Consider the following 13,301-nt stretch of genomic DNA (forward strand, 5'->3'; position numbering starts at 1 on the left):
CACTGCGGGGGGACGCGGTGGAGACTCTCCGACCGGCGGGCCGTCCGGTCCGCGGCACCCACCAGGTCGCCGCCGCGCTGGCGGCGCTCGTCCGTTCCGCGCGGCGTGAGTTGCTGGCGTTCGACGATCCCCGCACGTCGATGGGGAAGGGCCTGCCGTTGCCGTTCCTGGAGTTCGCCACCGCCTGTGTACGCGCGGCGGCGGAACGGGCTGCCCCAGGGCCGCGGTCCCAGACCCACTGCGAGACGCACGGTGAGGCACACGCCGACGTGAGCCCCGGAGCGGCGTTCCACGGAGCCGGGGGGACGTGCGGGTCCGAGGCGCCGCTCGCGCCGGGGGAGTCGGGCGCCGCGACCTCTCCGCTGCCCGCGCTTCCGCTCACCGTCCGCAGGATCGTGCCGCGCCGAAGCCTGGCGTCCCTGCCGTCCGCGCTGCGGGCCCTCGCGCGCGGGGCACGGCAGACGGACTCGATCCCGTTCAAGATGGTCCTCGTGGACCGTACGACGGCCGCGCTCCCCCTCGACTTCGATCTCCACTTCAACGGGGTGCTGTTGATCAGGGACCCCGTCGTCGTCGGAGCGCTGGTCCGTATTCATCAGCACTGGTGGGACAGCGGCGAGGATGTCCGCGTGCCGGGGGACCCGCCGCCGGGTTCACTCCCCGACCCGTCGACGGGTCCCACGCCGTTGGACACGGAGAGCGGCCGCGGTGCCGGTCCCGAGGCCGGCGTGCTCCCCCGCCAGTTACGGCCCGTCCTCGATGCCATGTTGTGCGGGCTCACCGACGAGGCGGCGGCGGCTCGGCTCGGCATGTCGCCCCGTACGTACAGCCGTCGGGTCGGCGAACTGCTCACCGTCCTCGGCACGACGAGCCGCTTCCGCGCGGGGGCGGAAGCGGCTCGTCGGGGGTGGCTGTGAGCGTGGCCGGGGGCTCAGCTCACGATGTCCTTGCGGGAGAAGTTCCTGAAGGCGAGCGCGAAGAGCACGAGGGCGTACGTCACCGAGATCGCCGAGCCCTTGAGCATGCCGCTCCACTCCACCTGGGGCTGGAGCGCGTCGGCCCAGGCGAACTGCCAGTGCGCCGGCAGGAAGTCCCGCCAGCTCCCGAGCGCCGTCACCTGGTCCAGCACATTGCCGATGATCGTCAGTCCGACGGCGCCACCGACCGCGCCGAGCGGAGCGTCGGTCTTCGTGGAGAGCCAGAAGGCGAGCCCCGCCGTGACCAGTTGGGAGACGAAGATGAACGCGATCACGAGCATCAGCCTCGGCACGGCGTCCACCGCCCCCAGCGAAGCGCCGGTGGGCATCTCCAGCGGCCCCCAGCCGTAGGCGACGGTGCCCGCCGCGAGACCGACGACCGGCAGCAGCACCATCGCCGCCAGACTCATGGAGAGCGCCACCGCCAGCTTGCTCCACAGCAGACGGGCACGCGGCACCGGAGCGGCGAGCAGATAGCGGAGCGAGGACCAGCTCGCCTCGGAGGCCACGGTGTCCCCGCAGAACAGCGCCACGGGCACGACCAGCAGGAAGCCCGCCGAGACGAAGAGGCAGACGGCGGCGAAGTCGGCCCCGGACGAGGTCGCGGTGTCCATGAGGTTCAGCCGGTTGCCGCCCCCTCTCCCGCCGCCGTCCGCGTCGGAGCCCGGTGTCCCGCCGATGGCGAAAGCCACGATCAGTACGAAGGGCAGGGCCGCGAGCACCCCGCCCATCGCGATGGTGCGTCGGCGCTTGAGCTGTCGCAGGAGTTCGACACCGAACGGGAGGGTGCGGCCCGCTCGGTAGCCCGGAGCCGATTCGGTCAGCGTGCTCATGCGGAGGCTCCTGAGATGAGGGTGAGGAAGGCGTCCTCCAGGCGGCGGTGCGGCCCGACTCCGGTCAGCGTCACATCCAGCCGCACGAGTTCGGTGACCAGGGCGTTGGTGCCGGCCCCGTCGAGCTGTACGAGCAGTCCCTCGTCCGTACGGACGGCCGACGCGATACCGGACATGGCGGCGATCTTGTCGACGACCGGGTCGGGCACCTGCCCGTCCGTGGTCACCAGCACGGTGTCGCCCGAGCCGGTGATCTCGGCGACGGGACCCGCCTGGACGAGCCGGCCCCGGTCCATGACCACCAGATGCGTACAGGTCTGTTCGACCTCGGAGAGGAGATGGCTGGAGACGATGACGGTCCGGCCGTCGGCCGCGTAGCGGATCATCACGTCGCGCATCTCGCGGATCTGCGGCGGGTCGAGGCCGTTGGTCGGCTCGTCCAGGATGAGCAGGTCCGGCAGGCCGAGCATGGCCTGCGCGATCGCGAGGCGCTGCCGCATGCCCTGCGAGTAGGTGCGTACGGCGCGGGCGAGCGCGTCACCGAGTCCGGCGATCTTCAGGGCCTCTTCGATGTGCGAGTCCTCGGCGGGGCGGCCGGTCGCCCGCCAGTACAGCTCCAGGTTGTCCCGTCCGGACAGATGCGGGAGGAAGCCGGCGCCCTCGACGAAGGAACCGACGCGGGACAGGACGGGGGCTCCGGGCCTGATGGAGTGCCCGAAGACCCGGATGTCGCCCTCGTCGGGGGTGATGAGGCCCATCAGCATGCGCAGGGTCGTGGTCTTGCCCGCGCCGTTCGGACCGAGGAGCCCGAGCACCTGGCCCTTCTCGACGCGGAAGGAGAGGTCCCGTACGGCATAGCGGTCGACGGACTTGGCGTAGCGCTTCGAGAGATCCGTGATCTGGAGGGGTACGTGGGCCAGTGCCGGATCGGGCGCCGGTGCGCTGACGCGGCGGCGCGCGGTGAGCAGCAGCAGGGCGGCGATCAGGGCGCCCGCCAGCGGCAGTCCCCAGACCCACCAGGCGAGGGTGGGCGCGGCGGTCGCGAGGGCGGGGGCGGTGGGGACGGACAGGTCGCCGTCCACCGTGACGGTGTAGGTGGCGGGGGCGGCGGGTGAGGCGTAGGCGAGGTCGGTCGCGGCGAAGACGACCCGCAGCCGGTGCCCGGCCTCCAGTTTGTGGTCGATGGCCGGCATCGTCACGTCGACGGTCCTGCCGCTGCCTTCCTTGACCCCTTCGACCCGGACCGGGGTGACGAGTTGTGAGGGCAGTACCTGCTGACGGCCGTCGGCGGAGACGTCGTACACCTTGCCGAAGAGCACCGCGTCGTCGGTGTCGGCCTTGACGGTGACCCGGACGGTGGGTGAGCCGGTGATCTGGAGCGAGCGGTCGAGCGGCGCGGAGTCGAAGCGGGCGAACTGCCCGGGGAAGTCGAGGGCGATTCCCAGGCCGAACGTGGTCAGCTGCGACAGTCCGCTGCCGAGGCCGGGCACGGTGGAGATGGCGGGCGGGCTCGCGCCCGCGGGGTTGTCGAACGACTGTGGGTTGCCGGAGAGCGGGATGTTCGTCGTACCGCTCCGCAGTCCCGGATAGCTGTCGCTGGTCGCGCCCCGCAGCAGGACCTCGCCGTCGGTCGAGTCGACGCCGCCGGTCCGGCTGACACGGAACGCGGGCCCGGTGTCGGTGGCGGTGTCCTTCTTGAGGTAGCGGTCGAACCAGGAGGAGATACGGCTCTCGATACGGCCGGTCTCCGCGGTCCCGCTGTCGTGGCCGCCGGCCATCCAGTCGACGGAGACAGGGGCGCCGTTGGCCTTGATCGTCTTCGCCATGGCATCGGACTGCGCGAGCGGGAAGAGGGAGTCGGTCTGCCCCTGGATGATCAGCGAGGGCACCTTGATCCGGTCGCCGATCGCGGAAGGGCTGCGTTCCGTGAGTAGTTCGCGGGCCGCCGCGTCGGGTTTCCCGGAGACGGCGACCCGGTCGTACATCTCGCAGAGCTGCTTCTCGAAGGTGTCGCAGCCACCGCCGGTGGAGAAGAAGATCCCGGACCAGAGCTTCTTGAAGACGCCGTTCGGGAAGAGCGAGTCGGCGAGATTCCAGTAGGTGATCACGGGCGCGATGGCGTCGACGCGGGGGTCGTACCCGGCGCCGAGCAGTGAGATCGCTCCTCCGTAGGAGGCGCCGCTCATCCCGACGCGTGGGTCGCCGTCGGCGTCGAGCTGGACCTCGGGCCGCCCGGCGAGCCAGTCGATCATCCGGGAGACGTCTTTGACCTCGTGGGCGGGGTCGTTGAGTCCGATCTCTCCGGTGGACTTCCCGAATCCCCGTGCGGACCAGGTCAGTACGGCGAATCCGTCGCGCGCGAGCTTCTCCGCCTGCTCGCGTACGTCGTCCTTGCTGCCGCCGAACCCGTGGCCGAGCAGGACGGCCGGCCTGCGGTTGTCGCCGCCGCCGTCACCCGCGGTGAAGTACGAGGTGTCGATCCGCGCGCCGGGCATCCGCATGGTCTGGTCGACCCGGTGCACGGTGGGCGCGCTGTCCGAGGCGACGGCGGTCCAGGTGCCGGCGCCGACGAGCACGGCGGCCACGGCCACTCCCGCGAGCCATCGTCTGCGCAGCCGTGGCCGCCGGGGGGTTGGGATCTCCATGCTTGAACCCTAAACGGCACCGCGAGCCACCGGCGCTTACACCGGTCGGAACTCAGGGGCCTCCGCGAGGAGTACGCGGTAGCGTCGCCGTACACCTGGCGCGGTACGCGAACCCCGAGGTTCCGTAGGTGACGCGCCCGCTGACGCCCGAGGGAGACGGCCCGGATGACCGACATGGAGATCCGCCGGGCGACGACGGTCGCCGAACTCGTCGCCGCCCCGCAGCTGTACGACCGAGCGCCCCGGGCCGAGTGGGCCGAGCGCTTTCTCGCCGCTCCGGGACATGTGCTGCTGATGGCCTATGTCGAGGGCGTCGCGGTCGGATTCGTCTCCGGTGTCGAGATGCTGCATCCGGACAAGGGCGTCGAGATGTGCCTCTACGAGCTGTCGGTCGACGAGCCGTACCGCCGCCGGGGCATCGGGCGGGCACTGACCGAGGCACTGGCGGACATCGCGCGCGGGCGCGGCTGCTACGACATGTGGGTGGGCGTGGACACGGACAACGAACCGGCGCTGGCGACCTACCGGGCGGCCGGTGCTCGTGACGAGGGTCGCTTCGCGATGCTGACCTGGGAGTTCCCGCACGCCTAGCTCCGGGCGAGCGAGAGGCCCGCTCAGGGGCGCTCGGCGGTGACGAGCCAGAGGCGGCTGGTCAGCCGTACACCCTGCCGGGTCTCGAAGGCGTGGAAGGCTTCCGTGGCGGCGTCGTGCGCGCGCGTACGCGTCCGCTCGTCGGCCTCGGCGAGGGCCAGCCAGTGTTGCAGGGGTCCCCAGCCCATCAGGAAGGCGGAGGCGTCGGAGGCGTCCTTGCCCCAGTGCTGGGTCAGCGCCATGGCACGCAGACCGATTCCCTTGAAGCCCGCCTCGCTGAGGACGCGTTCGGTGTGCGCGGGGTCGGCGAAGGAGGCGGGCTGGTGTCTGCTGTCCTCGTTGAAGGCGGGCAGTGTGACCTGGGTGCCGATCGCGGCGAAGATCACCGCCTGGTCCATGAGGCTGAAGGACTGGGGGCAGACGAACGCGAGCCGCCCACCGGGCCGTAACGCTCTTCCGATGTTACGGAAAGCGGCGGCGGGATCGGCGAAGAACATCACGCCGAAGCGGCTGACGGCGATGTCGAAGGACTCCTCCTCGAAGTCGTACACCTGCGCGTCGCCCTGCACGAACGTGACGCCGTCGATCTCCTCCGCCGCCGCGGACTCCCTGGCCCGCGCCAGCATGGGCGCCGACAGATCGATCCCGACGGCGCGAGCCCCCCGCCGGGCGGCGAGCCGGGTGACGCGTCCATTTCCGCATCCGACGTCCAGGAGCCGGTCCCCCTCCTTTATGCCGGCCGCTTCGAGCAGCGGAACATTGGCGGTGTCGTTCAGATTGTCGTACCGATCTTGGTGCTCTGCCCAGTGCCTGCCCTCATAGCCGTTCCACGCCTCGGCCTGGGCTGAATTCACCATGTCCGTCATGCCTTCCATACTGCCGCTCCTCCCGGGTTGGACACATAGCATGGCGAGAACTCGACGCGCTGGGCGCGCCGGTTTCACAGAGCCGCTCGCGGAGCAGGCCGCCGAGCAGGCGGCTTCCCCGGTGGTGGCGGCGGCTCATGGACAGAGGTGCCGCAGCAACTCGCCGTCGGCCTCGGCCGGATACGGCGTCTCGACGGGCAGCAGCCCTTGCGCGGCGGCGACTTCGCCCTCGCGCACCAGCCCATGGACGCGCCGCGCCAAGGGCGTCACGTCCCTGACGGAGACAATCCACTCATCGGCGTACCGCCGCACGGCCTCCCCGGAGAGCCCGAGCTGCAACGACCGGTACGGCAACGCCTGAAGCCGCACATCCCGCTCGGGATCCCACTGCACCCGCGCGGGACTCCGCTTCAACTCGCGCTGCCACGAGGCCCGGTCGGCGTGCACGTCCGAGTCGTAGTGGGACAGGCAGGCGTGCCGCAACGCCCACTCGAAGCCCTCACGGGTGATCTCGACGGCGAGGACGGTCTCCTGGCCCTCCTTCAGGCCCCAACCGCAGCGATACATCATCCAGAGGAAGGACGGTTTGATCCATGTCATCCTGTCGCGCTTCCAGGCGCCGGGAAAGCGTCCGTCGCGCGCCGCCGGGAGGCCGATCGCCGGGCGGTACGCCTGGTGGACGGTGATCGTCGACGCGGTGTGGTGCGCGCGGATCCGGTACTTGGGCTCAGGGGTTCGCGCCGGCTGTGGAGTGGTCGCTGTTGACATGGGGACAGCGTGGTGCGGACGGCGTCCTGACGGCCACCTGTTAAGAAGGCGGCGGAGCGCTGCGACGGCCCGCGCGGAACAGGGGAACCGGGCGGGCCGTCGCGGTCCTGGATGGGCGTCCTCGGTCAGTGGTTGCGGGGGAAGCCGAGGTCCACGCCCGACGGAGCGTCCGCCGGGTCGGGCCAGCGGGTCGTGACGACCTTGCCGCGCGTGTAGAAGTGCACGCCGTCGTTGCCGTAGATGTGGTGGTCGCCGAAGAGCGAGTCCTTCCAGCCCCCGAAGGAGTGGTAGCCCACCGGCACCGGGATCGGCACGTTCACACCGACCATGCCCGCCTCGATCTCCAGTTGGAAGCGGCGGGCCGCGCCGCCGTCGCGGGTGAAGATCGCCGTGCCGTTGCCGAAGGGCGAGGCGTTCATGAGGGCGACGCCGTCCTCGTACGTCTCGGCGCGCAGCACGCACAGCACCGGGCCGAAGATCTCGTCGCGGTAGGCGTCGGAGTCGGTCGGGACATGGTCGAGGAGCGACAGGCCGATCCAGTGGCCGTTCTCGTAGCCGTCGACGCGCAGGCCGGTGCCGTCCAGGACGACTTCGGCGCCCTGTGCGGCGGCGCCCGTCACGTACGACGCGACCTTGTCGCGGTGGGCGGCGGTGATCAGCGGGCCCATCTCGGAGGCCGGGTCGGTGCCGGGGCCGATCTTGATCTTCTCGGCGCGTTCGCGGATCTTCTGGACGAGTTCGTCGCCGATGGCGCCGACCGCGACGACCGCCGAGATCGCCATGCACCGCTCGCCGGCGGAGCCGTACGCCGCCGAGACGGCCGCGTCCGCCGCCGCGTCCAGGTCGGCGTCCGGGAGGACCAGCATGTGGTTCTTGGCGCCGCCGAGGGCCTGGACGCGCTTGCCGTTGGCCGAGGCGGTGGCGTGGATGTAGCGGGCGATCGGCGTCGAGCCGACGAAGGAGACCGCCGCGATGTCCGGGTGCGCGAGGAGGGCGTCGACCGCCGTCTTGTCTCCGTGGACGACGTTGAGCACCCCGTCCGGCAGCCCCGCCTCCGCGGCGAGTTCGGCGAGCAGATTCGCCGCCGACGGGTCCTTCTCGCTCGGCTTCAGTACGAAGGTGTTGCCGCAGGCGATGGCCAGCGGGAACATCCACATCGGCACCATCGCGGGGAAGTTGAACGGTGTGATGCCGGCGACGACGCCCAGCGACTGCCTGATCGAGGAGACGTCGACCCGGTGGGCGACCTGGGTCGACAGCTCGCCCTTGAGCTGCGTGGTGATCCCGCAGGCCAGCTCGACGATCTCCAGCCCGCGCGCGACCTCGCCGAGGGCGTCGGAGTGGACCTTGCCGTGCTCGGCGGTGATCAGCGCGGCGATCTCGTCACGGTGCGCGTCGAGCAGCGCGCGGTAGTTGAAGAGGATGCCGGTGCGCGTGGAGAGGGAGGACGTGCCCCAGGTGCCGTACGCGGCCTTCGCCACCGTGACGGCCGCGTCCACCTCCTCCGTCGAGGCGAGGGCGACCCGCGTGGTGACCGCGCCGGTCGCCGGGTCGGTGACCTGGCCCCAGTTGCCCGACGCGCCCTCGACGGTCTTGCCACCGATCCAGTGGTTGACGGTCTTCATTGACTGCTCCTTCGGGTCCATCGAGTCCGGCGATACGGCGGTACGCCGTGTCAGAGGTGGCGGCGGCGGGCCGCGGCCTTGCGGTCGTACTCCTCGCGTGCTGTGACCGCGGGCGCGCGGGTCGCCGTCTCGGCCACGGGGACATCCCACCACGCCTGCGCGGGAGGCGCGCCCGACACAGTGTCTGCCCTTTCGGTCTCCACGTAGACACATGTGGGGACGTCGGACGCGCGCGCGAGATCGAGGGCTTCGCGCAGGTCACGGATGGTTTTGGCGCGGATGACGCGCATCCCGAGGGAGGAGGCGTTGGCGGCGAGGTCGACGGGGAGCGGATCACCCGTGTAGGTCGGCGAGCCGACCGTGTCGGCCTCCCGGTAGCGGTACGCCGTACCGAACCGTTCCGCTCCGACGGACTCGGAGAGTCCGCCGATCGACGCGTAGCCGTGGTTCTGGAGGATCACCAGCTTCAGGGGGAGGCGTTCCTGCACGGCGGTGACGATCTCGGTGGGATTCATCAGATACGTGCCGTCGCCGACCAGCGCCCAGACGGGGCGTCCCGGGTCGGCGAGCATCACGCCGATCGCGGCCGGGATCTCGTAACCCATGCACGAGTAGCCGTATTCGACGTGGTACTGGTCGCGGGACCGGGTCCGCCACAGCTTGTGCAGGTCGCCGGGGAGCGAGCCGGCCGCGTTGATCACGATGTCCTCGTCGGTGACGAGCGCGTCGAGCAGCCCCAGTACCTGTGGCTGGGTGGGCCGGAGAAGATCCTCGGTGGTGTCGTACGCGGCGTCGACGCGGTGCTCCCAGCGCTCCTTGTCCTCCGTGTACTCGGTGGCGTAGGCGGCGCCGACCCGGTGGTCGGCGAGGGCCGTGGTGAGGGCCTCCAGGGCGGTACGGGCGTCGGCGACCAGCGGGGCGGCGGCCAGCTTGTGGGCATCGAAGCCGGTGACGTTGATGTTGAGGAAGCGGACCGCCGGGTTCGAGAAGAGCGTCGCGGACGCGGTGGAGAAGTCGGACCAGCGGGTGCCGACGCCGATCACCAGGTCGGCGGTGCGGGCCAGTTCGTCGGCGGTGGCCGTGCCGGTGTGGCCGATACCGCCGACGTCCGCGGGGTGGTCGTGGCGCAGCGAACCCTTGCCGGCCTGGGTGGAGGCGACGGGGATGCCGGTCGCCGTCGCGAAGGTGGCCAGCGCGTCCTCGGCGGCGCTGTGGTGGACCCCGCCTCCGGCGACGAGGAGCGGACGGCGGGCGGCGCGGACGGTCTCAACGGCGTCGGCGAGTTCGTAGGGGTCGGGGCCCTGCCTGCGTACCCGCCAGACGCGCTCGGCGAAGAACTCCTCCGGCCAGTCGTACGCCTCCGCCTGGACGTCCTGCGGCAGGGCGAGGGTCACCGCGCCCGTCTCGGCGGGGTCGGTGAGGACCCTCATGGCGGCGAGGGCGGCCGGGACGAGCGCCTCCGGCCGTGAGACACGGTCGAAGTACTTCGACACGGGACGCAGCGCGTCGTTGACGGACACGTCGCCCGCGTGGGGCACTTCGAGCTGCTGGAGGACGGGGTCGGCCGGGTGCGTCGCGAAGATGTCGCCGGGGAGCAGCAGCACGGGCAGCCGGTTGATGGTGGCGAGGGCGGCGCCCGTGACGAGGTTGGTGGCGCCGGGGCCGATGGAGGTGGTCACGGCGTGGGTGGAGAGGCGGTTGCTCTGGCGGGCGTAACCGACTGCCGCGTGGACCATGGCCTGTTCGCTGCGGCCCTGGAAGTACGGCATGTCCGGGCCCGCCTGGACGAGTGCCTGGCCGATGCCCGCCACGTTCCCGTGGCCGAAGATGCCCCAGGTGGCCTCGATCAGCCGTCGGCGGTTGCCGTCGCGTTCGGTGTACTGGCGGGACAGGAAGGCGATCAGTGCCTGGGCCACGGTGAGGCGGCGCGTACTCATCGGTGGGTCTCCTCGTCCTTGTCCTCGAAGTCCTCATAAGGAGGTTGGTCCGGTCGTCCCTGGGACGGCCCTTGCGGACGGGCCGCTCGCGGGGCTCCGTACATCGGCAGTCGGGGATCGACCGGCAGGCCGGGCCAGGTGTCGCGGATCCAGCCGTGCTCGGGATGGTCGCGGATCAGCCACTGTCTGGTCTCGCCCGGTCCCGCCATGACGTTGAGGTAGTACATGGCGCGGCCGGGGGCGGCGATGGACGGGCCGTGCCAGCCGTCGGGGATGAGGACGGTGTCGCCGGTGCGGACCTCCGCGAGGACGTCGGTGCCGCCGGGCCTGGAGGGCGAGACGCGGTGGTAGCCGAGGCCGCCGTCCTCGATCTCGAAGTAGTAGATCTCCTCCAGCTCGGACTCGACGCCGGGGTGGTTCTCGTCGTGCTTGTGCGGGGGGTACGACGACCAGTTGCCACCGGGTGTGAGCACTTCGACGGCGATCAGCCGGTCGCAGTCGAAGGTGTCGGCCGCGGCGAAGTTGTTGACCTGGCGGGAGCAGTTGCCGCTGCCCCGCAGTTCGACCGGAACCTCCGGTGCGGAGCCGTAGCGAGCGGGGAGTCGTCGCTCGCACTTCGCTCCTGCCAGGGCGAAGCGGCCTCCCGCACCGGAGGCGATCTGGGCGTGGGCGTCACGCGGAACGTACGCGAAGTCCGTGACGGAGCTGAACACGCTTTCTCTGCCCAGCAGTTCAAAGATCTCGCCATGCGTGTGCACCGTACAACCGCCGTTGAGCGGAAGCACGATCCACTCACTGTCCCCGCTGGCCAGCGTGTGCGTGCCGCCCGGGGGGAGCTCAAGGACGCGCAGGGCGCTGTGCGTCCAGCCGGCCCGCTGCGGCTCGATGTCGAGCGCGTACGGCCCGTTGGCCGCGCCGCCCGCGCGTACATGCCGTTCCAGGAACTCGCCGTCGGAGCCCGTGTCGGTGTCGGTGTCCGTCGTCATGGTCGTTCCGTATCCCTCCGCACGTCTGCCTACTCCCCCCGTTACCCCTACGGCCGCCGCGGTCCGGCTGCCCCCTACAACAGGCCCACCGCGGTGTCGACGGCCGCCGCGACATCGCCGTCCACCGGGTAGAGGAGCGAGCGCCCCACAACCAGGCCCTGGACCGTGGGCAGGCGCAGGGCCTTGCGCCACTTCTCGTACGCGGCCTCCTGGTCGTCGCCGATCTCGCCACCGAGCAGGACGGCGGGCAGGGTGGACGTCTCCATCACCCGTGCCATGTCGTCGGGATTCTCCGTGACGGGCAGCTTGAGCCAGGTGTACGCGGAGGTGCCCCCGAGACCGGAGGCGATGGCGATGGAGCGGGTCACCGCCTCGGCCGTCAGGTCGTTGCCGAGCCGTCCGTCCCTGCGCCGGCAGATGAACGGCTCGACGAAGACCGGCAGCCGGCGCTCCGCCATGTCGTCCACGGCGCGGGCGGCCGACAGGAGGGTGTCCGCCGTGCGCGCGTCCTCGTAGTCGATACGGAGCAGCAGCTTGGCCGCGTCGAAGCCGAGGCGGGCGATGTCCTCGGCGCGGTGGCCGGTGAAGCGGTCGTCGAGTTCGAACGCGGCGCCCGCGAGGCCGCCGCGGTTCATGGAACCGACGACGACGCGGTCCTCCAGGGCGCCGAGGAGCAGCAGGTCGTCGAGTATGTCGGAGGTGGCGAGGACGCCGTCCACGCCAGGGCGTGACAGCGCGAGACAGAGGCGCTCCAGCAGGTCGACACGGTTGGCCATGGCAAGCCTGCGGTTGCCGACGGCCAGGGCGCCGCGCGCCGGGTGGTCGGCCGCGACGATCATCAGCCGTCCGCCGGGGCGCAGCAGGGGGCGGCGGCTGCGGCGTGCGGCGGCCTCGGCGACCGCCTCGGGGTGGTGCGCACGGATCCGTACGAGCTCGGACGCGTCGACGCGGGTCACAGGGCGGCCTCCGGTGGCAGCGTTCCCGGCGTGGGGACGGGGCCGCCGCCGAGGACCTGGACGACTTCCCGGGCGTACGGCATGGCGGAGGAGCAGGCGAGCCGGGCGGCGACGATGGCGCCGGCGGCGTTGGCGTACCGCATGACGCGCTCCAGCTCCCAGCCGGCCAGCAGTCCGTGGCAGAGGGCGCCGCCGAAGGCGTCCCCGGCGCCGAGGCCGTTGACGACCTCGACGGGCACGGGCGGCACCTCGGCGGTCGTTCCGTCGCGGTGGACGGCGAGGACGCCCCTGGGGCCCTGTTTGACGACGGCCAGTTCGGGTCCGGCGGCGAGGAGCGCGCGGGCTGCCGCGTACGGCTCCCGCTCCCCGACGGCGACTTCGCACTCGTCGAGATTTCCGACGGCGACGGTGGCGTGGCGCAGGGCTTGTGCGTACAGGGGCCGGGCGGCAGCCATGAGGGCGTGCGGATCGTCGGGGACGCCGCCCCGGGCGGTGGGCTCGGAGGCCTCGTCGGGGCCGGAGCCGTCGGCCGGCACCTTCCAGAACATCGGGCGCCAGTCGAGATCGAAGACGGTGATGGCGCTTCCGGGCCGACGTCCGGTCGGCCGCTCCTCGGGGGCGCGTGCCCGCGCCTCGCTGCGTGTACGCAGGGCCGTCAGCGTGGCGGCCCGGCTGGGCTCCTCGCACAGCCCCGTGCCCGTCATCCAGAAGATCCGTGCCGCCCGGATGGCGTCCAGGTCCAACTCGTCCGGGTGGATCTCCAGATCGGGCGCCTTGGGCTGCCGGTAGAAGTAGAGAGGGAAGTCGTCCGGGGGGAAGATCTCGCAGAACGTGACCGGCGTGGGCCACCGGTCGACCGGTGTCACCCACCGGTCGTCCACCTCGAACTCCCGCAGGGCGTGGTGGAGATAGTCCCCGAACGCGTCCCGTCCGGTGCGGGTGATGACCGCGCTCCGGCGGCCGAGCCGGGCGGCGGCCACCGCCACGTTCGTCGCCGAACCGCCGAGGAACTTCCCGAAGGTGTCGACCTGCGCCAACGGGACTCCGGTACGCAGCGGATAGAGGTCCACGCCGATCCGCCCCATGGTGATCACGTCGTACGGCTCAGGCATGCGCG

The 13,301-nt window shown here is 71.4% G+C and carries 11 protein-coding genes; 2 read left to right on the forward strand and 9 right to left on the reverse strand.

Annotated features, from left to right (window positions below; translation table 11 throughout):
- Positions 1 to 17 precede the first annotated feature (17 nt).
- Positions 18 to 917: a DNA-binding response regulator gene (locus tag ACFWU9_RS24990; RefSeq protein ID WP_384322029.1), complete on the forward strand. Its 900-nt coding sequence runs from the start codon at positions 18 to 20 to the stop codon at positions 915 to 917.
- Between the two features lie 14 nt (positions 918 to 931).
- Here the strand turns inward: ACFWU9_RS24990 and ACFWU9_RS24995 are convergent, their stop codons facing one another.
- Both ACFWU9_RS24995 and ACFWU9_RS25000 read right to left on the reverse strand, forming a co-directional pair.
- Complete coding sequence (locus ACFWU9_RS24995; RefSeq protein WP_384322031.1) at positions 932 to 1,810, reverse strand: ABC transporter permease; 879 nt, start codon at positions 1,808 to 1,810, stop codon at positions 932 to 934.
- Positions 1,807 to 4,455, reverse strand: a complete 2,649-nt coding sequence (locus tag ACFWU9_RS25000) for an alpha/beta fold hydrolase (protein ID WP_384322033.1) — start codon at positions 4,453 to 4,455, stop codon at positions 1,807 to 1,809. The genes ACFWU9_RS24995 and ACFWU9_RS25000 overlap by 4 nt, the downstream gene beginning before the upstream one ends.
- A 174-nt stretch (positions 4,456 to 4,629) precedes the next feature.
- On the opposite strand from ACFWU9_RS25000, the gene ACFWU9_RS25005 reads away from it, so the two are divergent.
- On the forward strand, positions 4,630 to 5,046 hold the full coding sequence (locus ACFWU9_RS25005) for a GNAT family N-acetyltransferase (protein ID WP_384322104.1): 417 nt from the start codon (positions 4,630 to 4,632) through the stop codon (positions 5,044 to 5,046).
- A gap of 23 nt (positions 5,047 to 5,069) precedes the next feature.
- Here the strand turns inward: ACFWU9_RS25005 and ACFWU9_RS25010 are convergent, their stop codons facing one another.
- The 7 genes from ACFWU9_RS25010 to iolC all read right to left on the reverse strand — a co-directional run bounded on the left by ACFWU9_RS25010 (position 5,070) and on the right by iolC (position 13,296).
- Complete coding sequence (locus tag ACFWU9_RS25010; protein ID WP_384322035.1) at positions 5,070 to 5,921, reverse strand: class I SAM-dependent methyltransferase; 852 nt, start codon at positions 5,919 to 5,921, stop codon at positions 5,070 to 5,072.
- Between the two features lie 126 nt (positions 5,922 to 6,047).
- Complete coding sequence (locus ACFWU9_RS25015) at positions 6,048 to 6,680, reverse strand: DUF4291 domain-containing protein (RefSeq protein ID WP_384322037.1); 633 nt, start codon at positions 6,678 to 6,680, stop codon at positions 6,048 to 6,050.
- 125 nt (positions 6,681 to 6,805) lie between these two features.
- The gene (locus ACFWU9_RS25020; protein WP_384322039.1) at positions 6,806 to 8,305 is read right to left on the reverse strand and encodes a CoA-acylating methylmalonate-semialdehyde dehydrogenase; all 1,500 of its coding nucleotides are present in this window, start codon (positions 8,303 to 8,305) and stop codon (positions 6,806 to 6,808) included.
- Positions 8,306 to 8,355: 50 nt separating this feature from the next.
- Positions 8,356 to 10,242: a 3D-(3,5/4)-trihydroxycyclohexane-1,2-dione acylhydrolase (decyclizing) gene (gene iolD / locus ACFWU9_RS25025; protein ID WP_384322041.1), complete on the reverse strand. Its 1,887-nt coding sequence runs from the start codon at positions 10,240 to 10,242 to the stop codon at positions 8,356 to 8,358.
- Positions 10,239 to 11,228, reverse strand: coding sequence for a 5-deoxy-glucuronate isomerase (gene iolB, locus ACFWU9_RS25030; protein WP_384322043.1), 990 nt, complete (start codon positions 11,226 to 11,228; stop codon positions 10,239 to 10,241). Before iolB ends, iolD begins: the two co-directional genes overlap by 4 nt.
- A gap of 74 nt (positions 11,229 to 11,302) precedes the next feature.
- Positions 11,303 to 12,184, reverse strand: coding sequence for a deoxyribose-phosphate aldolase (locus ACFWU9_RS25035; RefSeq protein ID WP_384322045.1), 882 nt, complete (start codon positions 12,182 to 12,184; stop codon positions 11,303 to 11,305).
- A complete protein-coding gene (iolC, locus tag ACFWU9_RS25040; protein ID WP_384322047.1) occupies positions 12,181 to 13,296 on the reverse strand; it encodes a 5-dehydro-2-deoxygluconokinase in 1,116 nt (371 codons plus the stop codon). The genes ACFWU9_RS25035 and iolC overlap by 4 nt, the downstream gene beginning before the upstream one ends.
- Between the last annotated feature and the right edge of the window lie 5 nt (positions 13,297 to 13,301).

This window comes from Streptomyces sp. NPDC058653 (genome assembly GCF_042716895.1).
Lineage (GTDB): Bacteria > Actinomycetota > Actinomycetes > Streptomycetales > Streptomycetaceae > Streptomyces.